A 23,164-nucleotide genomic window follows, 5' to 3' on the forward strand; every position below is an offset into this window, starting at 1 on the left:
CTAAGGCATTCGCTAAAACTTAAAAGCGAATGTCAAATTTTCTATAATTTTTCGCATTATATAATTGTTATTTTAAAGAGTGGAGGTTAGAGCTATGGCAGAAAAGGGCCAAACTCGTTCAGCTAGAAGAAAACAAAAAAAATCAACCAAAAAACCTATATGGAAAAAAATATTATTAGGAATCGTTATTTTTATATTGGTAATAGGAATCGGAACAGGTGCAGTTGGGGCTTACTGGATTGCTACCGCTCCTGATATTGATGAGGCAATGTTAAAGGATCCATATGCTTCCGTCCTATTAGATAAAGACGGAGAACAATTTGCAGAATTAGGTGCAAATCGTAAAAAAGTGGAATATGAAGACCTTCCACAAATTTTAATCGATGCGGTTACTGCTACAGAAGATGCTAGATTTTTTGAGCACCATGGTATTGACCTTAGAAGAATTGGCGGAGCTATATTAGGCAACGTTGTAAATGGATTTGGTTCACAAGGAGCAAGTACCATTACACAGCAAGTTGTAGAGAAATCATTTTTATCACCTGAGAAAAAGATTAAACTTAAAGTACAGGAACAATGGTTAGCATTAAAGCTTGAGAGAAAGTACTCTAAAGAGGAAATTTTGGAAATGTATTTAAATAAAATCTTTTACGGCGCCAATGCTTACGGGGTCGCACAAGCTGCCGAAAATTACTTCGGTAAAAAAGATTTACATGATTTAACTTTACCGGAAGCTGCTATTTTAGCAGGCTTACCACAGCGTCCAACTGCTTATAATCCATTTCAAAATCCTGAATTAACGAAGGAAAGAATGAATACTGTATTAAAGCTAATGGTTCGTCATAATAAGATTACAGAAGCTGAAGCAAACGAAGCTAGACAAGTAGATGTAGCATCACTTCTAACCGATAAAGAGCCAGATACATTTAAATATGCAGCGTTTGTTCAACAAGTAGAAGCTGAAATAAAAGAAAAACTAAATGGTGCAGATATAAACACAGACGGTTTAGTAATCCATACTACCCTAGACACTGGAGCACAAGAATATGTAGAATTTTTACTTGAAGATAGCGATGAAAATCCAATAAATTATCCACTCGAACAAATGCCAAATATGCAAGGAGCTATGGTTGTATTAGATACCAAAACCGGTGGAATACAAGCAATCGGCGGTAGATTAAACCCTAAGCAATACGGTGAATTAAATTACGCAACCCAAGGTGGAAGTCAAATTGGATCAACAGCGAAACCTATTATGGCTTATGGTCCAGCAATTGAATATAACAAGATTTCTACTTACCATCAAATTAATGACGACAAACCATATGAACCAAACGGATCTAATCCGATTAGAAACTGGAATCGTAGTTATGCTGGCTGGATAAGTGCAAGATATGCATTGGAACAATCATTAAACGTCCCTACTGCAAAACTATTTGATGAAGTTGGGGCAGGTAATGCACAAAAGTTTGCTGAAAGTCTAGGAATTAAATTTGCTGACAATCAAATTAATGTCCGTGATGCAATTGGTGGTACATCTACAAATGTTACTCCACTTCAATTAGCAGGAGCCTATCGTGCTTTCGGTAATGAAGGAGTTTACAATGAGCCATATGCAGTAAGTAAAGTAGAATTTCCAGATGGTGAAACAGTTGATTTAGCACCTAAACCTAAAGCGGTAATGGCCGATTATACAGCTTACATGGTAACAGATATGTTAAAAGGCGTATTAACAAATGGTACAGGTAAACAGGCTAATATTCCGGGACTTCCTGTCGCAGGTAAAACAGGGACAACAAACTTAGAAGGTGGTGGCTCACCTGATTCATGGTTTGCTGGATACACTCCATACTATACAATTGCTGCCTGGACGGGTGGATATGTATTAGATGATGAAAACAAACCTAAGCGTGCTGCGCTTCCTGATACTAAAATATCGCAACAACTTTTCAAACATGCAATGACTAAAATCTCAGAAGGACTTGATACACCAGACTTTAAGAAACCAGATTCTGTGGTGGAGGCAAAAGTAGAAAAAGGATCTAACCCTGCTAGAAAGCCAAGTGCAAATACACCATCATCAAGAATTGTTACCGAACTGTTTGTTAAAGGCACTGAACCAACTAGTGTATCGAAGACATATGATAAATTGAAGCCTGTTTCAAACTTAAATGCTAAATACAATGAAGAAGCAAAATCTATCGACGTATCTTGGGATTATAAACATGATGATGATGTAAACTTCACTGTTAGTGTTAGTGAAAATGGGAAAGAAATGAAAGAATTGTCAACTACAGAAGATACCTCGTTAGTCATTAACAAGGTAGAACCAGGTGATTATCAAATACAAGTTGTTGCAGTTAATAAATCGGACGGAAGTACAAGTGATCCTGTAACAGCAAAAGTTACAATTGACACTGGTGAAGAAGATGATGAAGGAAATATGAAACCAGTTGAAAATCTTTCAGCCGATTATATAGAAGATAGTGGCATCATTAGAGCTTCATGGGATTATAATGGTCCACCAGCACTATTTGAAGTATCTGTTAATGGCCAAGTACATTCCAATAATGTAGAAGCAAATGGAATTGATATTGGTAATTCTACACCTGGGGAAACGTATAATATCCAAGTAACCCCTATTGGTCAAAATGGAGAAAATAGCGGAGTTCGAGGTGAATCTAGATCAATTTCATTTAAAGTTCCGGGACAAGCTGAAGGACAGCCGGAACAACCCGAACAGCCAGAGGAACCTGAGCAACCTGAAGAGGAACCACCGGTAGAAGAAGAACAACCACAACAGGAAAATCCTGAGGAATCTGAAGTGGATGAAAACGAACCAGAAGAAAACGAAAACGAAGAGGAACCTGTTGAAGCTGATCAAAATCAAAATGAAGATGAGGAACAAGAAAATAACGAAGCATAAAACAAGAGGATAACTCCATAAAGGGGTTATCCTCTTGTTTTCATTCTCTTTTGTCCTTCTCTACATATTTCCAATAGTGGACATTCCGGGCAATTGGGATTTCTTGCTTTACAATGATATCTACCGAAAAATATCATGCGGTGATGAGTAATACTCCATTCTTCTCTTGGGATTTTTTTCATTAATGTTTCTTCTACTTCAATAACAGAATCTTTCCACCTACAAATCCCTAGTCTCTTTGAAACTCGTTCCACATGTGTATCAACAGCAATTGCCGGTTCATTAAAAGCTATGGAAGCAACAACATTAGCAGTCTTTCTTCCAACACCTGCAAGTGTCATTAGTTCTTCTTTTGTTCTTGGTACCTCTCCTTGGTATTTATCTACCAAGACTTGGCAAAGCTTTCGAATATTTTTCGCCTTATTTCGATATAACCCTATAGATTTAATATCGTCTTGTAATTCTTCCAATGATACAGCTAAATAATCTTCAGGTGTTTTATATTTTTTAAATAAATTTTCCGTAACTTTGTTTACTAATTTATCTGTACATTGTGCTGAGAGTAATACGGCAATGACTAGTTCAAAAGGATTAGAGTGATTTAGCTCCCCTTTTGCTTCAGGAAACATTTCTGCCATTTTGTCCAAACAAAATCTTATTTGCTTTTTATTTAGCATATCTTACTAATCTTCCCCTTCTAACCAATTATAATAAATAGATGTATCGCTTTTTTTAGGAGCATTTTCTTGTTTTATTGTTTGTTGACCATGATAATTTCTACTTTGTTTTCTGGCTTGGTCAACTGTATGAATTCCCTTCTTCTTCCACTCCCTAAGAATACGATCAATATATTTAAAATTTAATTTACCCATAAGTACAGATTCGCGTAATCCGGCTTTAATTAAAGCTGGTTCAATTTGATCCTCGTCTAGCCACCCATTAATCATTTCTATTTCGAAAGGTGATAAAGGTCTACCAAATTCCTGTTCAAATAATATAAAAATGGTTCCATCTGAACTTTCCTTCTCTTCTAATTCCTTACTATATAATTGATCAAATAATGGTTGTAAGGAATAAGACTCACTTAAAATATGCTGTTCATTCTCTTTTTGTTCAATCGTAAGTAGATTTTTTTGAATCAATTTTCGTAAAATCTGTGCACATTGTTTCTCGTCAATCGACATATGATTTGCAATTTCATTTGGTGTGGGAAAATCATTATTTTGTTTCAAAAAATTAAATAATTGAAGGATGACCATTGTTTCTACTTCTGTTAAACCTAAGAATCTGTAATGCTTGAGTAATTCAACAGGAATAGGAATTTGATCAAACAAAACTTGTTGAATTGAATAAGACTTTGACATGTAAAGCACCTCATTACTAGTATATCACAAAAACGAATAAATCCCTTGCTTAGGCAAGGGATTTATAATGTATGATGAAGTCGATTTTAACTGAATCACAGGTTTTATAATTAAAATATTATTACTTATTTTGATGATTTAAAACAAATCGTTTGATTCGTTTTGCTGCTTCAACTAACTCATCCATTGCTAACGCATAGGACAAACGTACATTGTCATCAAAGCCGAATCCAGAACCAGGAACAAGTGCCACTTTTTCCTCTTCTAAAATTGCTTTAACCCACTCATCTGTATTAGAAAAGCCATTCATTTTCACCGCTTCTTTGACGTTAGGAAAAACATAGAAAGCACCTTTAGGTTTTTTACATGTAATTCCAGGGATTTCCGTAATTAAACGATAGATGGTATCTAATCTTTCGGCAAATGCTTTTTTCATTTCATTTATTGCACTTTCATCGGCTTGATATGCAGCAAGGGCCGCAAATTGTGCAATCGAAGTTGGATTAGAAGTGGAATGAGATGCTAAATTCGTCATTGCTTTAATAATTTCTTCTGGTCCTGCAGCATATCCAATTCTCCATCCAGTCATTGAATGCGACTTAGAAACACCATTAATAACTACTGTATTTTCCTTCAATTCAGATGAAATAGAAGCAATAGACACGTGCTCGTCAGAAGTATAAATTAGTTTTTCATAAATCTCATCAGAAATAATCAAAATATTATGGTCTAAACAAACTTTTCCTAGAGCTTCTAATTCTTCTTTACTATACATCATACCAGTTGGATTACTTGGTGAGTTAATAACGACGGCTTTTGTTCTGTCTGTAACTGCCTTCTTCAATTCACCTGGAGTTAATTTAAATTCATTTTCCTCTAACGCAGAAACAAATACAGGAGTACCTCCAGCTAATTTAACTTGTTCAGGGTAACTAACCCAGAAAGGAGCAGGTATAATTACTTCATCTCCGTCGTTTAATAACACTTGAAATAATGTGTATAATGCATGTTTAGCACCTGAGGTTACGATAATTTCATTTGTGGAATAGGAAAGCTGATTATCTTGTTTAAACTTACGGACAATCGCTTCTTTTAATTCCATTATTCCCCCTGCAGGAGTATATTTAGTCATTCCGCTATCCATTGCTTCCTTAGCAGCTTCTAAAATATAATCTGGTGTATTAAAATCTGGTTCCCCAGCACCTAATCCGATCACATCATGTCCTTGTTTTTTCAATTCTTTGGCTTTAGCTGTTATAGCTAATGTCGATGATGGTGTTAACGTTTCTACTCTTTTGGATAATTCCATGTCTATGTCTCCCCTCTTTAGTCAAACATCCGATTAAATCGATATTGCTCATATGACGAACCATCGTGAATGGAAAAGTAATCTAAAACATAGCGATCATTCTCGTCATAATATGTAATCTCCCATAGTAATTGATCATTTATCAGGGCAGGAGAAATTTTATTTAGTTCACAATTAGCACAATTTTTTTGCCAACTTTGTAAGATTTGTTCTTTAGGAATGATTTCTGACATGCTAATTGTTGTAATGTCCTTTTCCTTCCCTTTTAATGGATAAAAGATAATTTGTTCTTCCCCTTTTTTATCACTTCCATAAACTAAATGGTATGCTTCATCTCCATGGTATAACTCGATCTTATCTACCTTGGTAATAGGTGTTTGCTCCAAAATCACTTCTTTGGTTTGCTCAAAATTCGCTGTTTTATTTTTCATTGTACCTAGATATAAATATACACCAAAAATGACAGCAACTACAATGATTGCAATAAAAATTATGAAAGACTTTTGTATCCAATTAAGTCCTGTAGATTGTGAAAACTGCTTGTTTTTCATTTTCCTCATCCAATGCTAATCCGAACATTAAATCATCACCCTTTAGAGTTCGATTTAAAATGTCGACGATTTTATAAATTTCTGATGAATGCTCTAATTTGACTGTGGCAAGTGTTTTAGTTTTATGTTGATCCATCATATACCTCCGATTAAAAGTGCTTCATTCATTATCAAAATTTGCTAATTATAGATCTAATAAAACAGTGAACAATAATATTAGTTGATATTATGAAGATGAAGCATCTTTAGTATACCAATTTTAAAAATGATTTGCTTTATTTTATAAAATTTCAACAAAAAATTTCTACACCCCTACCATTACAAAAAACATTTATACTGATGCTCCTGCATCAGTATTTTTTTTAAAATAAGTTTACATTCGAAAATCAAGTTCATTTAATCTCCTACGAAAGGCTTTTGCTTTTGTTCAAAACCACTTTTTAGCTTTTTCCATAAGCTCATTCGTGGAATCAAACGTAATAGGTACTTCTGGAATAGAATTTATAAAATATTTTCCATATCGCGCTTTTATTACCCTAGCATCACAAACAAAAACAATTCCACGGTCATTGGAAGATCGTATTAATCGACCAAACCCTTGTTTAAAACGAATAACAGCATTTGGTAGCGAATATTCCATGAAAGGATTTTTCCGTTTTGTTTTTAAATAATTAGCTTTTGCTTCATAAACCGGATGGTTAGGTGGTTGAAATGGTAGCCTAACAATCATTAAACAAGATAGGTCATCACCCGGTATATCGACTCCTTCCCAAAAAGAGCTGGTTCCTAAAAGTATAGATTGGTTAAAGGATTGGAAGTTTTTCTTTAATCTTGATCTACTTCCACTTGTTATCCCCTGTGCAATAAGCATATATTGACCAATATCCATTTTCTCTTTAAGTATTTTATACGACTTTTTTAACATATCATAAGATGTAAAAAGTACTAACATTCTTCCGTCAGTAATATTAGCCAAATCTAAAATTGTTTCACTTGTAGCCAATATAAAATCATCCATGTTCCTGTAATTAATTTCTGGAAAATCATTTGGTATCAATAATTGTACTTGATCTCGATACGAAAATGGTGAGGTTATTTTTTGAGTAATGTAAGGTTTATTTGATAAACCTAACCTTTCCACCATAAAAGAGAAGGAATTAGCCATTGTTAACGTAGCACTAGTTAAAATAACACTTTCCTTTTCATCAAAAAATTGCTCAGCAAGAAGTGATGAAATATCTGTCGGTTCACAATATAAGTAAACAGCATTGTTCTTTCCTTTTGTATCGATTTCAATCCACTTCGCCTGTGGAATGTCTATATCTGAGATAATTAAAATTTCAAGACTATCAATGAAGTTTTGTAATAGAACTTTTAATCCATTTAAATCTTCTTTATCATATTTGTCTAGCCATTCTTCCTGATCAAATTTTTGTTCTAAAGATGAGATAACGTGAATTAAATCTCTAAAATAAAACGTTAATCTTGTTGCCATCTCCGTAATAACATTCCAAGTTTTATAGTCCTCTTTTTCCTTTTCATATCGATATTGAACTCTTCCTATATCACTTAAAGCCATATCTCTTCTCATACCGAGAACATAATGATACAGAGTTCGGAATAATTCTTCTACTTCATATTTAGTGGAATCGAGAATATCATCCCATTGCTTCATAAGATTTTCTACTTGTAACGCATAAGGGGCTATAACTTTTCCAAGTAATTTATTATTTTCATGAGAATGTCCAATTTGATTTAGTGTATACTGAATCGTTATATAGTCTAACTTTAACCCATAATGATGTGCTGCCGTTTCTTCAAAATGATGGGCTTCATCAATTATTACCTTTTTATAGGGTGGTAAAAATTGGTTATCATTAAATATATCCGTGCATAATAGAGCGTGATTCGTAATAATAATATTAGCTTGCTGAGCTCTTCTTTTCGCTTTTTGATAATACGATTTAGAAAACCACGGGGAATAAGGATCTAAAACACCTTCTGACTCTGTTGAAACATTTTTATAAAATAAATAACCACTAGCAGGTAAGTTTATCTCATCTATGTCCCCTGTCTCCGTTTCGGTAAGCCATACTAATATCATTGCTTTTGTTAAAATAATATCGTAATTATCTTTATTACCATGTTGCAATTCATGAGCAAATTTTTCTAAGCTAATATAATGACTTTTTCCCTTTAATAAGGCAACCTGAAATGGAAAAGGTACGATTTTTTCAAGTAATGGAATGTCTTCATCGAGTAATTGGGATTGAAGCTGAGTCGTGTAAGTACTAATAATAATCCTCTGTTTTGATTTAACAGAGTCATGGATAGCCGGTATTAAATAGGCTAATGACTTTCCTGTACCCGTTTCTGCTTCGATTAGGGCATGTTTTTTTCCTTGAAAAGAATCAAAGACGGCTTCAGACATTTCCCTTTGTCCCATTCTTTTTTCATAATGATTCATATTTTGCTGTAATGTCCCGTTTTCTTCGTATATAACGTCCAGAAAATCTCCAAACGACTGGATATCCGTACTGCTGGGTTGGGCAATACTTTCTGTCTTTTTAAACGCCAAACCTTGAAAAACTTCCACATTTGCATCCTCTTCTGTTGAAAACGCCAATTCCTTTAGTCTATTGGATAATAAACTAGTTAAATCAGACTTAAACATGTTTTCTAGTTTAAGTAATGTATCCAATGTCTCATATGGAAGCGAAAATAACTTTTCTTTTAACTTCAAAAGTATTTTCGCTGTAACATAAGCATCTGATAATGCCCGATGTGGATCGTCATGATAAATATCCAAAAATTCAGCTAACTGGCTCAACTTATAACTCGGTGATTGTGGGAACAAAATACGAGATAATTCTACTGTATCAATTATTGGATTATTTAGGGCGTTTTTTCCACTATTCCTCAATTCCGCATTTAAAAAACCTAAATCGAAAGGTACATTATGTGCAACAAGGTAACTATCCTTAAATAAAGAAATAATTTCATCAGCTTTATCATGAAAAAAAGGCGCATCTTTCACGTCTTCATTATTTATTCCGGTAAGATTAGTTATGAAAGGTGGAATAGATTTATTAGGATTAAAAAAACTTGACTTCGTTTCTATTATCTGGTCGTTTTCAATGACTACAATACCCGCTTCAATAATCTTATCGTCATTTACTGGGGAATGACCAGTTGTTTCTAAATCAATGACTACATATCTATTTTCCATTAGTTAGTCCACCTACCTTTCTAAATCCTGAATGAACCGGATTCTATTGCAACCTCTTTGTTAATCTTTAAACCAATCAATTTCAGCTGAATACAGTGTTGTTCTATTTCCATCCATATCTTTGGTAATAAGTGCCCCGTCATTCGTTATTCCAAGAAATGGAGCTTTCCAATGACTTTTCATTGTTTTTATTGAAATCTCTTTCCCCATTTTAAAACCATAACTTTCCCATTTCTCTTTAATGTCTGCAAAACCATGTTCTAAATAATAATCATATGTTTTTTCAAATGTAACTAATATTTCTTGAATTAAATCATTTAGTTTCCATTCAGTATCTGTTTCCACCCTTAGTGATGTTGCTTTGTAGTTTATATTTTCCGGTAGTTCTTCAATTGTATGATTTACATTTAGCCCAAAGCCAACAATAACATACCATATACGATCCTGTTCAGCTTGCATTTCAGTTAATATACCTGCTGTCTTCTTACCGTTAATTAAGATATCATTCGGCCATTTAATTTGTGGTTCAACGTGAACATAGTTACGAAGAACATCAGCCAATACTGTTGCAGTTAATAATGTCAATTTTGGTGCTTCTTGAGGGGGGATTTCTGGCCTTAAAATCATACTAAGCCAAACCCCTTTCCCACTCGTAGATTGCCAATTACGAGTGATTCTACCTCTCCCTTTAGTTTGTTCATCCGCAACTATCACAGTTCCATTTATTGCATTATTTTGTGCCTCTTCATGGGCTACCGTTTGGGTGGATGTTACTGTATCAAAATGCTTAATATTTTTACCTAACCATTTTGTTTTTAATCCCCATTTAATCGTATTTTCACTCATTTTATCTGGGAATTTAATAATTCGATAACCTTTGTTAGACTTACCTTCTATCTCATAACCATCTTTTTTTAATTCGTTTATATGTTTCCAAACCGCACTTCTTGAAATATTTAATTCATCCGATAACATTTGACCGGAAATATATTGATCATTATTTTTTGACAAGAGATTAATTAATTTATTTCGAGTGGATTCCATTTTATCCAATCCTTTATATCGTTTTTTCTATTTTTCAGATTACCAAAAACAATTTCCTTTTCAACCATCGTTAATAATTTTTGAATCCACGGTCCTTTTTTTATATTCGGGTACCAGGATATTAAATCATTACCGTTAACACATAGTTCTTGACGAGACTGTATCGGTAACGAGTTGTATACCTTGTCCAAATCATTTTCATCCAGTAATGCAGGGTGAAAAATATTCATGATATTGGTAAAACCCTTATAATACCTTCGATCAAGCGTATATACGAGCCATTTATCAATTCCGTATTTTTCAAATAAGGAATAGGCTTGTACAATAGCAACAGCTTCCTGTTTAACTTGATTGGAACATTTCCATTTCTTCACCCATTCTATCACACTAACTCTTGTATCTAATAAATGAAAAAACGCTATAATTTCTCCAAATGAATGTAAAGGTTGTATCGAATCTGGAACTTTATAGATTAAATCTGGAATATCTGCAAAAATAGGCAGATACTTATAACTTTCAGATTCCTTCATATAATGAATTCCATTTTTCAGATAATGACCTGCGAACAATTTACCAAATTCCTTTGTGATTCTTTCAATTGCTAAATTAGATATATCTTCACTTACTTCTTTCATCTCTTTTAGCGTCTGCGGATCGATCTTAAATCCGAGTTGACTTGCAAACCTTAACGCTCTAATAATTCGTAGAGAATCTTCCTTAAAACGTTCATAGCCGTTTCCAACTGTTCTGATAACCTTTTTTTGAATATCTTCTTTTCCGCCAAAGAGATCAATAATATTTCCTGTAAGATCCATTGCTAATGCATTTATCGTAAAATCTCGCCGTTCTAGATCCTTATCTAGTTGATTTATAAAAGTAACGGAATCAGGGTGACGTTGGTCTGAATATCTTCCTTCCACTCGGAAAGTAGTTACTTCATAAGGTACATCATCATAGACAACAATGACGGTGCCGTGTTCAATCCCAACCGGAATAACTTTTGGGAAAATTTGTTGAATGGTAGTTGGAGTTGCAGAAGTTGTAATATCTATATCCCCAATTGGTCGCTTTAATAAAAAATCACGAACACAACCACCAACGTAATAAGCTTGATGGTCATGTTTTTCAATATTTTCTATAACCGGCCTTGCTTTTATAAATGGCTCACTAATCATTCCACTCACCATTTCTTATTTTTTTATTACATCGAAATATAATTTTGTATACTGGTTAACAATTTGTTCAGATTTAAAAGTTGTTTTGGCATGATTATAGGCATTTTTGGAAAACTGTTCTAACTTTTTATCGTCTTCAAACAATTTAATCGCATAATTCGATGCTTGTTCAATATTTCCAGATTTAACGATAAAACCAGTTTCTTCATGTTTAATAACTTCAGGAATTCCTCCAACATTTGTTCCAATACAAGGAACTTTACATGCCATTGCTTCTAACAATACTAGGCCGAAGCTTTCTTTCTCAGACAGTAAGAGCATTAAATCAGATATGGATAATAAATCACTTATGTTATTTTGTTTTCCTAAAAACAATACGTCGTCATTCAGTCCCAATTTATGTACTAATTGAACGATATCCGAATATTCCGGACCGTCACCGACTAAAAGTAACTTACTATTAACCTTACTTCTAATACGATTAAATGTCTTAACAATTAAATCCACTCTTTTTACTTTTCGGAAGTTAGATATATGGATAACCACTTTCTCATTTGGTGATATTCCAAATTCCCTCTTCAGCATTTTATTGTCCTTACGGTAATATTCTTGTTCATTTATAAAATTATAAATAACGGAAATATCTTTAGTCGTTTTAAGCATGTCTTTTGTTTGTTCTACTAGATTATTGGAAACGGCTGTTACAGCATCCGATTGTTCAATCCCATATTTAATCATTTTCTTAAAGGTATTATCTACTCCTAATACCGTAATGTCCGTTCCATGAAGTGTTGTTACAATTTTCACATCGTGCTCTGCCATCTCTTTTGCTAAAATGGCACAAATAGCATGTGGGACAGCATAGTGTACGTGTAAGACATCTAACTTTTCCTGATCAATCACATCTGCCATTTTAGTCGCCAAAGCTAAGTCATACGGTGGATATTGAAAAACAGGATAATGTCCCATTTCCACTTCATGATAAAAGATATTAGGGTAAACTTTATCTAAACGAAAAGGAAGACTTGATGTGATAAAGTGAATTTCATTGCCTTTTTCCGCAAGCATTTTTCCAAGTTCGGTAGCGATCACTCCTGAACCACCGACTGTGGGGTAGCATGTAATTCCTATTTTCATATTTTTCTCTCTTCCTTTGTTTTTTTAATTCCAATTAAAGAAGTTGTTCAAAAAGTCCGGTGAATATGACACTTCGACGTTTCTAGGAACTTCTACTAAGATCGCACACGTCCTGCGCAAATACGTTTCTTACGTATTTACTGAACACGTTCCGGTACTCAAATGCTACGCCGCCTCGAACCTCGGTCCTCCTCATTCTCCTTTTGAACTCTCACTTAAATAACATTTTCCAACCCATAAACGAGCTCATTGAGTTCAAAAACTTTTTCCACAGAAAATTTAACTCCATCCATAAAAGAAGCACGATTAAATGAGTCATGTTTAATGGAAAGTAATTGTCCATCCCCACCAAAAATAACTTCTTGATGTGCAACAAGCCCAGGTAATCTAACACTGTGAATCCTCATGCCACCCATTTCTGCCCCACGTGCACCATTCAATGTTTCTTTTTCATCCGGATGACCTTGAGATTTTAACTCTCTCGTTTCTCTAATCATCTCAGCCGTTTTCACAGCTGTTCCAGATGGAGCATCTAATTTATTATCGTGATGCTTTTCGATAATTTCTACATCTGGCATATATTTTGCTGCCATTTGCGAAAATTTCATCATTAGTACAGCACCGATGGCGAAGTTTGGCGCAATAATTCCACCTAGGTTTTTATTTTTAGTTAATTCTTTGAGTTCCGTAATTTGCTCTTGAGAAAATCCTGTAGTCCCAATAACCGGTCTAATATTGTGTTCAATTGCTTTTTTAGTATGTACGTATCCTACCTCTGGTATAGTTAAATCAACTAGAACATCTGCTTCTACTGAATCAAAACACTCATCAATATCTTCAAAAATTGGTACATCCAGATTAGGGAATTGCGTTAGGTCCATTAATTTTTTTCCATTATTCTTATTGTCTAAGCATGCAACAAGACGGAAATTTTCTTCATTTGTAACCATTCTTACTGCCTCAGATCCCATTTTCCCACGTGGTCCTGCAATTATAATGTTAATCATCGTTAATTCCTCCAAATCATATTAGTCTATAGGTATCCATCGATCATATCTTTTGTTTTAAACTTCGTAATTGCTAAATCAAATACTTTAGATAGGTCGTTATAATCTTTCCCGTCTGCATATGTGTAACGAAGGCATTTACCTCAATTTCTTTTTGTATTGTAAATTGGTTTCTCTATTTCACTTACCTTTATTTAAGATATCTCTTTAATGTTAGCGAATTGAGGGCGATTTGACAAATCATATACTTCTATAAAAATGTTACATAGAAGCTAAATTTGTCTATACTAATAATAAAGTGAAAAATTTAAGGAAGAAATTTCTTCCTTACATGTTTAGGGAACCTAAAGACTTGATGGTTGCCATCATTATTTATTTATTCTACATCCTATGGAGACACGATAAACGGCTTAAAGATTAACAGGAGGAATTTTAAATGAGTATATTTGGTTTAAGGATTAAAAATATTTTATTTATTCTTTTGGGTGCTGCTATTTTTTCATTTGGTATCGTTCATTTTAATATGCAACATAATTTAGGGGAAGGTGGATTTACAGGTATTACATTGTTGCTTTATTTTTTATGGGGAATCGATCCAGCTATAACAAATATCATTTTGAATATACCTGTATTTTTTATTGGTTGGAAATTTTTAGGTAGGAATACATTTATTTATACGATTATAGGTACCTTTGCAGTTTCCTTGTTTTTACGTTTATTTCAAATTAAACCATTTGTCATTCATTTAGAGCATGACATGTTCCTAGTTGCTTTATTTGCCGGAGTATTTATCGGAATTGGATTAGGAATTATATTTAGATATGGCGGAACAACCGGTGGTGTAGACATTATCGCACGTATCGTCAATAAAAATGTTGGATGGTCAATGGGACGAACGATGTTTCTCTTTGACTTAGTAGTTATTACAACCTCTATTTTTGTCATTCTAGAATTAAGTGAAGGAATGTATACGTTAGTAGCAGTATATGTCGCTGCAAGAGTAATTGATTTTTTACAGGAAGGTGCTTATTCTGCAAAAGGGGCGACAATCATCTCCGATCACAGTGATGAAATCGCAGAATTAATAAAAAAGAAAATGGATCGAGGAGTCACTGTTTTGGATGGACGTGGAAGCTATTCTGGTATAAAACGCGATGTTCTATACTGTATTGTAGGAAGAAACGAAATTGTTCGTCTAAAAAGTATTATTCGAAACGTAGACCCACACGCATTTGTTGCGGTTACAACCGTACACGATGTATTAGGAGAAGGATTTACGTTAGATGAAAATAAAAATCCTCTAACAGAATAATACGAAAAAAGGATGGTAAGCACCATCCTTTTTTAATCATCATTTGCAGCTACAAATATTAAAATAAACCTTACTAACTCTGCTACAGCTGTTAAAGCAGCAGCAACATATGTCATAGCAGCAGCATTGAGAACTTTTTTCGTTTCCCTTTCCTCATTATTCCGGATAATACCCGAGGAAACAAGTTGGGACATCGCTCTGTTTGAAGCATCGAATTCAACAGGTAAAGTAACCAGTTGAAACAGTACAGCAGCTGACATAAAGATAATACCTAAAAGAAGCCAATTCATTGCACCAAAAATTAAACCAGCAAATATAAAGAAAAATGATAAATTTGACCCAATATTTGCCACAGGTACTAAAGCACTTCTAAACCTCAAGAAAGCATATTCTTGTTCATCTTGAATGGCATGACCAACTTCGTGCGCAGCGACTGCTGATGAAGCCATTGAATGACCATGATAGTTGTCAGTAGAAAGTCTTACAACTTTTTTACGTGGGTCATAATGATCCGATAAAACTCCTCTTGTTTCTTCAATGCTTACATGATACAAACCGTTATCGTCTAATATTTTCCTTGCTACTTCTGCTCCGGACATATGCGAAGACGTCGGTTTTTTGGAGTATATTCTGTAGGCATTCTTAACTTTTGACTGTGCCCATAAGGGAATTATGAGTAAAAGAGCGATGTAAATGATATACCCTGCCATCTTCATTCCTCCATTAAAAATTTCTATCTTTCTTAAGGTCAATTTTAGTCAAATTAATAAATTTAGTCAATTATTATGACGATCTTTTTTATTATGCTTTTTTTCACCCTTATATTTTCTCCAACTTACATAAGATAATGTAATCCCAATACTTCCAGCAACAATAACTACCGCCCATATAATCGGACTCCACTCAAATATATTAATCGAGAAGAAACTTGCACGAATGGAACTTGCTTCTACTGTATGATTTCCTAGTTGAAATACGATTATCCCTATGAGCAATGTAAACGTTAACACACGATGCACTTTTTTATTATCCATAGAGATCACCCCACATACGTCTTAATTCAATGTATGTTATGGAGTTCTATTATATAACTAACTATCTTCTAGATATGCAACAAAGAATAAACGTTCTTATCCTACATAATTGCCATTAAGCCATTTGTCGAACCTATTAGCGAATCCCACGTTTTCTAATTATTTTTAACAGTTAATCCATAAGCAATCAAAATGGAAATAATACTTAACCAAAAAGTAAAATAACCTATACCATCCATATAATTATGTAAAGATGAATAGTTTGGCATCATTCCGAATACATAGTCGATGATATCATTATGTAAAACAAATATTGCTGCTACTGCGATATGCTTTAACTTTATTGTATAAAATGGCGCATATAGCAATCCCTGAATGGCCATACCTAAATGGGAGATAATTAACATATAACCTGTCCAATGTAAATAACCCTCTATTACTAGGGTGAAAATATTCATCACTACTGCCCAAATGCCATATTTGAATAAAGTTGTAATTGCTAAAGCCTCAATATAGGGTAAATGTTTATGGAAGATAAAAGCAATTAAAAAAATGGTGAAAAATAAACTAGCTGTTGGACTATCTGGAACAAATGGTAAGAAAATTGGTGGGGTGATTGCTAATTGATCTTTGTACCAATAGTACCCATAAATAGTCCCTAATAAGTTTACGAAAAATAATCCAATTAGAAAACGTTTGTCAAGTAATATCATTTTTAACATTTTCTCATCATTCCTTTATTGATAAAGTGTTACTTTACTAAGTCCTATCGTTATGTTTAGAAAACGTGGCATTCGCTATTACAGTTTAGTGATTGCATTAGTTGCACCTATACAGAGAGAAAGTTTCACACGTTCCTATTTACTAAATAAGAAGCACCTTCCTACTCAGTGAAGGTGCTTCTTATTTATCGTTTAATTATTCAGCTGATTCGTTAACTGTAACAATGAAATCGGCTAATTGTTCTAACTCTTCATCTGAACCAGTAAATATTCCTGCAGGCATTGATCCAGTACCATTAACTGCGATATCGGCAATTTCCTCTGCAGAATGTTCAGTACCAACTAGAGTCGGTGCTGCTGGTCCACCTTCTAATTCGCCACCATGACAAGTCATACAGCTGTTTTCATAAACAGCATACCCAGGATGATCCGTGTCAATTGTGACAGAAGATTGAGGAACTGGTTTATTTGCTTCAGCTCTTGCTTCCCAATCTACGTGAGAAGCAGATGTGTATGTTAACCAAATAGTTCCTATCAATGCTAGTATCATCATTCCCACTGCAATAGGACGTTGATGCGGCCTGCGTCCCGGCCCATTGTCCAAAAATGGAGCAAGTAATAATGACCCAAAAACAATACCAGGAATTCCAAGAATACCTAATAATACCCAATCTCCACTAGCAAATTCATATTTTAAAAGTTCATATAAGAATAAGAAATACCAGTCTGGTAGCGGTATGTATGCAGCGTCAGTTGGATCTGCCATTCCTTCTAATGGTGATGGATGTGCTAATGTTAAACAAAGAAATCCTACTAAGAATACTGCACCTACTAACCATTCTTTTAATAAAAAGTTGGGCCAAAATGCTTCGGTTCTACCAGGATATTCAGAATAATCTTTTGGTATCTGCGATGTTTTTTCCGAGGAGATACGAGAGTCTCCAACAAATTTCATACCTTTACCCCTATGCATGCTTTTCCCCTCCTTTTTATAGTGGTCCAGAAATACCTTGTCTACGGATTAAGATAAAGTGTGCAGCCAGAAGTCCGAATAATGCTGCTGGCAAGAAAAATACATGGATAGCAAAGAATCGAGTTAATGTCTGTGCCCCAACAATAGATGCATCCCCTGCTAACAATGTTTTTAATTGTGTCCCGATTAATGGAACTTGTTCAGCAATTTCTAAACCTACTTGAGTTGCAAAATATGCTTTGTTATCCCATGGTAATAGGTATCCAGTAAATCCTAGGCCTAACATAACAAAGAATATTAAAACCCCAACAATCCAGTTTAATTCACGAGGTTTCTTATACGCACCTTGGAAAAACACTCGCAACGTATGTAATAGTAACATTACAATAACAACACTTGCGCCCCAATGGTGCATTCCACGAACAATTTGGCCATGTGCTACCTCTGTCTGTAAGTAGTATACAGATTTCCAAGCGTTTTCAATATCCGGAACATAATACATCGTTAAAAACATTCCAGATAGGATTTGAATAACGACTACAAAAAATGTCAATCCGCCAAAACAATAAACAAATGCTGAAAAATGATGCGCTGGATTAACATGTTCAGGTACTTCGTGGTCAGCAATATCACGCCAAATAGGCGTAATATCTATACGTTCATCGATCCAATCATACATTTTTTGAAGCATAAACCATTACGCCCCCTTTCTTGATATTGTGTTACCTAAAAATAAAATCCCATCTCTTATTTCTTGCTCATAAATAGCTAATGGTGCAGTTGGTGGTGTACCAGGTATGTTTGTCCCATCTTTTTCATATCGACCATCATGACATGGGCAATAGAATTGGTTTGGATATTGTTCACTACCTTCCCAAGAAACAACACAACCGAGATGAGTACAAATCGGGGATAAAGCCACTATATCTCCATTATCGTCTTTATATACCCACGCAGAACGACTAGGCTCAGATTCATACCAACCATCTACCTGTGTAATTGTCCAATCCACACGTTGTGGTTCGCTTGTAATGTCGTCAACAGATATACCGACATTGACTAAGTCACCAGAAGTAGATTCCTTCAGCACAGGATCGATTGCCATTCGAAGCGGAGATACCAATAAACCTGCTGCCATAAACCCCCCTACACCTGTAAGCGTATAATTTAGAAACTGTCTTCGGGATACTTGTTGTTTTTTGTCACTCACGAATTTCCCCCCTCTTTTCCATTATCACAGACTAAATTTAATAAACAGATTACTAGGACAATACCAATGATAGCGCAATCTAATTATTCGGTCAATAAATAACCTAAAGTTATTACTTAATTTGTACTGAAAAGAACCTATTTTCAGGAATTTGCAATTTTTTTATTAGAGATAGTTCAAGAAAGGCGGTAAAAATGATACTTCGAATTTCTTACAAAAACTCTCATACTCCTATGTAGGGCAGCGTTGCAATGACGAATAATTGGAGTCCAAAGATGTTGTGTTTTTACCGACTCGATCCTTTTTGAACACACACTATTCATTTACCAATACGAACGAATTAGTTCACTTATTTCTGAAACCTGCCCACGAACCATTTGTTGTACTTCCTTAGATATTAAGTCTGAAGTCGGAAACCCTGGTAACCATATTAAAGTACCCTCTAAATCTTTTTCAACTTTTTTCCATTGCGAATCAAATGTAATGAAAAATATATGTTTAAAGGGCTGTTCCTGGACATTCGCCACCCATAAATTCAAGCGGTCTTTTTCCAGTTCTAAATCACTTGCTTTTATATAGTGATAATTAGGAGTTAATAAAAGCCTACCTGAGAGTTCCTTTTCCATTTCTGTTAGAAAAAGAGCAAGAGCCTCATTTTGAAATGAATCTTTTGATAGTTCTTGATCCTTAGCCATTTGAAATGGAATTAATGGGATGATTACCGTATCTATGTATTCTTTTGCTTCAACATATTGCTCCATGTCATTCTTTCTCCATTTCACCATACATCCTCCTTTCTGAACACGCATCTATTTGAAATTTCAATATACATCTTATCTTAAAACAAAAAAAAATCAACCTTATTGCTTTTGCAATCTGGGTTGATTAAACATTTTCTCTAATTCATTTAATTCCTTCGATAGTTTAATAAACTTCTCTTGATCCAATTCATCTAGAGCATTATCAATTTCTTGTTGAAGTATTTTCTTTTTATAATTAAAAACGGTTTTATCTAATAACTTTTTAGCCAATAATCTATCTTTTTTTGTAACAAAATAATCATCTGGTACGAATGGATTCTCTTCTATGACAGAAGCATAGTAAGCATGCTGATGGGACTTACTAAAGTTTAGTTGAATATATAAATCCTCGTCTTGATTCATACGAATATCATGAAATGACTTTTCAGCATCTGTCGTAACTATGTGATCTTTATAAAATCGAAAAGGAACCTCAGAAGAACATTGACTCGTTATCACTATACCTCTAGGACAAAACTTTACATCTCTAACAAAATGCACTTTGTTTAAGACTTGTTGATGGTTAAGAATATAATTCAATATCCAAACGCTCTCTCTTTTCTTTAATTGATAATTTTTTAAAAACCACTGAATAAAACTTTTTTTGTCTTGGCGAGAGATAGGAGTATTCATTTAGTTCCCTCCTTTAATCCATTATATATCGTCTTCACTTGTTTGTTTCAAACGATAAAGAAATTCTTCCATTTCAGCATCTAAAGGTACGATGGAAAGGTATGATTTTAATACTGGTATTGCTTGTTCTATCCTCCCTTCTTCCGTTAGAAAATAGCCATATTCTTTCAAGAAGTCACTATCTTGATTTAAACCATTATATGCTTCATTATAGTGTTTTAATGCATTATCAAATGATTCTATTTCATTATTTGCTCGGGCTAATTCCCAGTCATACAAGGAATCCACTGCTCCAGTTCTTTTTATTTCATTAAGCAAATCAATAATTTTCTCATGTTCATCCAAGTTTTTGTAATGATCCACCAAGGATAATACGGCTTGTTTATAATCTGGATCTAACGCAATTGCCTCTCTTAAATATGTTTCCACTTCTTTTGTATTATTTAGTTTATTGGCAACCATTGCTGTTATAAAAAATAATTCTTTATTAAATTCATCAAATTGCAGACCTTTTTGGGCCGTATGAACTGCTTCATCTAATCTCCCCTCATCTTCATACGCCTGTGCTAAATGTTGGTATACTGTGTGATAATACGGATCAAGCTCAACGACTTTTTCCCAAGCCTTTATAGCAATATCCACTCTGTCTGCTTGATATGCAATAATTCCATAACGATAAAGATAATCAGGATCTTTTTGATCATTGTCCTGATAGTAGGTTAAAGCTTTTTCGTATTCGCCAATCGCCGCATTTGCTTCTCCCAATCGGCTTAAAAGAGAAATGTTTCCCACTTCCTCCACTTTTACTTTTTCGTAGTATAAAATCGCCTTTTTATACTCTCCGATTGAAAAGTATAATTCCCCTAATGCAAAGTCAATAATTTCCTCGTTAGGTTCTAATTGTTTTGCTTTTAATAACTTCTGCTCAGCTACCTCAAATAACCCTTGTGCTTGATATAAATCTGCTAATTGGATTAGAGCTTGGGTATAAGCAGTATCCCCTTCGTTGACTTGATTCAGTAACTCCATAGCTTGTTCGTCTTCTTCTATTTCAATATAAATCTCTGCAAGTGTAATTAATATTTCACTTTCGGTAGGATATTTTTGCAGTAATTTATGTAAAATCGTGCTCGCTTCTTGTAAAAAACCTATTTGCATATACATTTGTGCAATCGTAAATTTTTCGTCATCACTTGCTTTTGACTCATACTGTTTTAATAATTGTATTGCTTTTTCGGCTTGATTATTCTCCAATAATTGATATGCTTCAAGTATGGTGTCCATTTGTACACTCATCCTTTCATTTGATTAAGTAAAACTTATAAGACGATCTATAGGTATATTATATTTTAATTAACACGCTTTGTCTCAGCTAGATTCTAACATAATATGAAAATTTTATTCTAAAAGGAAAAAGAGCCTACAAAAAGGTAAGCTCTTTTTTAATTCTATATTAAGGAATTCAAATGATCAAAGAAACTTGGGTATGAGATAGATATGGATGATGCATCATCTATTGTAACATGATCGTTTGCAACTAGTGAAGCGATTGCGCTCATCATAGCTATTCTATGGTCGTGATATGATAATACTTTTCCACCTTTTAATGGGGTTTTTCCTTTGATAATTATACCGTCTTCTGTTCCTTGAATGTTTGCGCCTAAAGTAGATAAAACATCAACTACTGCCGCAATTCTGTCTGTTTCCTTTACCCTTAATTCTTCCGCATCTTTAATGACTGTCTCCCCATTAGCTTGTGAAGCTAATAAGGCAATAATTGGAATCTCATCAATTAATCTAGGAATAATCTCCCCGTCAATCGTTATTCCATTAAGTTCTGAATGGCGGATTGTAATATCCCCAATCCATTCCCCACTAACGAATCGTTTATTTTTAATTTCAAGGTCTGCGCCCATTTTTAATAAAACATCAATAATCCCTGTTCTAGTTTCATTCAATCCTACATTTTTTAAGGTAATTTCGCTGCCTGGAACAATGGCACCTGCTACAAGGAAAAAAGCTGCAGATGAAATATCGCCTGGCACTTGTACATCTGAAGCAATTAGTTCGTTATTACTCGTTACCGTTGTAGATAAACCATTTCTAGTAATATCTGCTCCAAATGCTTCGAGCATATTTTCTGTATGATCTCTCGTTCCAATTTTTTCAATTACTTTCGTTTTACCCTCTGCGAATAAACCTGCTAATAATACAGCGGATTTTACTTGTGCGCTTTTTACAGGTAATGTATATTCGATTCCTCTAAGCTTTTTTCCCCGAATAGAAAGTGGTAAAAGCTTACCATCATTTCTTCCATCAATCGTTGCATCCATTTCGCGAAGTGGGTTTACAACCCGATCCATTGGGCGCTTTGTAAGAGACTCGTCTCCATAAATGGTAGTAAATAGGTTTAATCCTGATAGTATTCCAAGCATTAATCTTGTTGTTGTCCCTGAATTACCAAAATATAAAGGCTCTTTTGGTTCCTCTAACGCAGAAAAGCCTTTACCATGAATCGTAACAGTGGATCCCTCTTGCGTAATCGGAACACCCATAGATTGAAAAGCATGAATCGTACGCAAACAATCTTCGCCATCTAAAAAGTTAGTGATTTTAGTTACACCATTGGCTAAGGAACCTAAAATAATCGCACGATGTGAAATGGACTTGTCACCAGGTACTTTTATCTCTCCAGATAAAGAATGATTACAAGGTGCTAGTGTTACTTCTACCATGTT

Annotated in this window: 22 protein-coding genes; 2 read left to right on the top strand and 20 right to left on the bottom strand. The window is 34.3% G+C overall.

Annotated elements, in window-relative coordinates; genetic code table 11:
- Positions 1-94: 94 nt before the first annotated feature.
- A complete protein-coding gene (locus KM885_RS02755; RefSeq protein WP_216883496.1) occupies positions 95-2,926 on the top strand; it encodes a PBP1A family penicillin-binding protein in 2,832 nt (943 codons plus the stop codon).
- A gap of 26 nt (positions 2,927-2,952) precedes the next feature.
- Here KM885_RS02755 and nth read toward each other — a convergent pair whose 3' ends face one another.
- The 10 genes from nth to dapB form a co-directional block, all read right to left on the bottom strand.
- Positions 2,953-3,603 (bottom strand): endonuclease III, encoded by a 651-nt coding sequence (gene nth / locus KM885_RS02760; protein WP_216883497.1) that lies wholly within the window; start codon positions 3,601-3,603, stop codon positions 2,953-2,955.
- Between the two features lie 6 nt (positions 3,604-3,609).
- Positions 3,610-4,290 (bottom strand): DnaD domain-containing protein, encoded by a 681-nt coding sequence (locus KM885_RS02765; protein ID WP_047185040.1) that lies wholly within the window; start codon positions 4,288-4,290, stop codon positions 3,610-3,612.
- Between the two features lie 121 nt (positions 4,291-4,411).
- Entirely contained in the window at positions 4,412-5,599 is a 1,188-nt protein-coding gene (locus KM885_RS02770; protein WP_216883498.1) for a pyridoxal phosphate-dependent aminotransferase, read from the bottom strand.
- A 17-nt stretch (positions 5,600-5,616) separates the two neighbouring features.
- The gene (locus tag KM885_RS02775; protein WP_145542865.1) at positions 5,617-6,150 is read right to left on the bottom strand and encodes a cell wall elongation regulator TseB-like domain-containing protein; all 534 of its coding nucleotides are present in this window, start codon (positions 6,148-6,150) and stop codon (positions 5,617-5,619) included.
- Positions 6,113-6,286: a YpmA family protein gene (locus tag KM885_RS02780; protein WP_083452534.1), complete on the bottom strand. Its 174-nt coding sequence runs from the start codon at positions 6,284-6,286 to the stop codon at positions 6,113-6,115. Before KM885_RS02780 ends, KM885_RS02775 begins: the two co-directional genes overlap by 38 nt.
- 291 nt (positions 6,287-6,577) lie before the next feature.
- Positions 6,578-9,379, bottom strand: coding sequence for an ATP-dependent DNA helicase DinG (gene dinG, locus KM885_RS02785; RefSeq protein ID WP_216883499.1), 2,802 nt, complete (start codon positions 9,377-9,379; stop codon positions 6,578-6,580).
- A 60-nt stretch (positions 9,380-9,439) separates the two neighbouring features.
- A complete protein-coding gene (locus KM885_RS02790) occupies positions 9,440-10,423 on the bottom strand; it encodes a biotin--[acetyl-CoA-carboxylase] ligase (RefSeq protein WP_047185036.1) in 984 nt (327 codons plus the stop codon).
- Positions 10,399-11,598 (bottom strand): CCA tRNA nucleotidyltransferase, encoded by a 1,200-nt coding sequence (locus KM885_RS02795; protein ID WP_047185035.1) that lies wholly within the window; start codon positions 11,596-11,598, stop codon positions 10,399-10,401. Before KM885_RS02795 ends, KM885_RS02790 begins: the two co-directional genes overlap by 25 nt.
- A 15-nt stretch (positions 11,599-11,613) precedes the next feature.
- Positions 11,614-12,735 carry an N-acetyl-alpha-D-glucosaminyl L-malate synthase BshA gene (gene bshA, locus KM885_RS02800; RefSeq protein WP_047185034.1) on the bottom strand — a complete coding sequence of 374 codons (1,122 nt, stop codon included), beginning with the start codon at positions 12,733-12,735 and terminating at the stop codon, positions 11,614-11,616.
- A gap of 215 nt (positions 12,736-12,950) precedes the next feature.
- Positions 12,951-13,742, bottom strand: coding sequence for a 4-hydroxy-tetrahydrodipicolinate reductase (gene dapB / locus KM885_RS02805; protein WP_216883500.1), 792 nt, complete (start codon positions 13,740-13,742; stop codon positions 12,951-12,953).
- Between the two features lie 436 nt (positions 13,743-14,178).
- Here dapB and KM885_RS02810 point away from each other — a divergent pair, with 436 nt between their 5' ends.
- Positions 14,179-15,054, top strand: a complete 876-nt coding sequence (locus KM885_RS02810; protein WP_204798102.1) for a YitT family protein — start codon at positions 14,179-14,181, stop codon at positions 15,052-15,054.
- 32 nt (positions 15,055-15,086) lie between these two features.
- On the opposite strand, the gene KM885_RS02815 is transcribed toward KM885_RS02810, so the two are convergent.
- The 10 genes from KM885_RS02815 to aroA form a co-directional block, all read right to left on the bottom strand.
- Entirely contained in the window at positions 15,087-15,764 is a 678-nt protein-coding gene (locus tag KM885_RS02815) for a zinc metallopeptidase (RefSeq protein ID WP_370447401.1), read from the bottom strand.
- A gap of 66 nt (positions 15,765-15,830) precedes the next feature.
- Positions 15,831-16,088 carry a sporulation protein YpjB gene (locus KM885_RS02820; RefSeq protein WP_047185031.1) on the bottom strand — a complete coding sequence of 86 codons (258 nt, stop codon included), beginning with the start codon at positions 16,086-16,088 and terminating at the stop codon, positions 15,831-15,833.
- Between the two features lie 155 nt (positions 16,089-16,243).
- On the bottom strand, positions 16,244-16,810 hold the full coding sequence (lhaT, locus tag KM885_RS02825; protein WP_047185030.1) for a lipoprotein heptaprenylglyceryl N-acetyltransferase LhaT: 567 nt from the start codon (positions 16,808-16,810) through the stop codon (positions 16,244-16,246).
- A gap of 196 nt (positions 16,811-17,006) precedes the next feature.
- Positions 17,007-17,783 (bottom strand): menaquinol-cytochrome c reductase cytochrome b/c subunit, encoded by a 777-nt coding sequence (locus KM885_RS02830; protein ID WP_047185029.1) that lies wholly within the window; start codon positions 17,781-17,783, stop codon positions 17,007-17,009.
- 16 nt (positions 17,784-17,799) lie between these two features.
- A complete protein-coding gene (gene qcrB / locus KM885_RS02835; protein WP_047185028.1) occupies positions 17,800-18,474 on the bottom strand; it encodes a menaquinol-cytochrome c reductase cytochrome b subunit in 675 nt (224 codons plus the stop codon).
- Between the two features lie 6 nt (positions 18,475-18,480).
- A complete protein-coding gene (locus tag KM885_RS02840) occupies positions 18,481-18,993 on the bottom strand; it encodes a QcrA and Rieske domain-containing protein (RefSeq protein WP_047185027.1) in 513 nt (170 codons plus the stop codon).
- Positions 18,994-19,316: 323 nt separating this feature from the next.
- Positions 19,317-19,778, bottom strand: a complete 462-nt coding sequence (locus tag KM885_RS02845) for a DUF2487 family protein (protein ID WP_244986888.1) — start codon at positions 19,776-19,778, stop codon at positions 19,317-19,319.
- A gap of 75 nt (positions 19,779-19,853) precedes the next feature.
- Positions 19,854-20,426, bottom strand: coding sequence for a ReoY family proteolytic degradation factor (locus KM885_RS02850; RefSeq protein ID WP_047185025.1), 573 nt, complete (start codon positions 20,424-20,426; stop codon positions 19,854-19,856).
- Between the two features lie 21 nt (positions 20,427-20,447).
- Positions 20,448-21,710 carry a tetratricopeptide repeat protein gene (locus KM885_RS02855; RefSeq protein WP_047185024.1) on the bottom strand — a complete coding sequence of 421 codons (1,263 nt, stop codon included), beginning with the start codon at positions 21,708-21,710 and terminating at the stop codon, positions 20,448-20,450.
- A gap of 164 nt (positions 21,711-21,874) precedes the next feature.
- The gene (gene aroA, locus KM885_RS02860) at positions 21,875-23,161 is read right to left on the bottom strand and encodes a 3-phosphoshikimate 1-carboxyvinyltransferase (protein WP_216883501.1); all 1,287 of its coding nucleotides are present in this window, start codon (positions 23,159-23,161) and stop codon (positions 21,875-21,877) included.
- Positions 23,162-23,164: the final 3 nt, after the last annotated feature.

The sequence above is a fragment of the Oceanobacillus caeni genome (genome assembly GCF_019037185.1).
Lineage (GTDB): Bacteria > Bacillota > Bacilli > Bacillales > Amphibacillaceae > Oceanobacillus > Oceanobacillus caeni.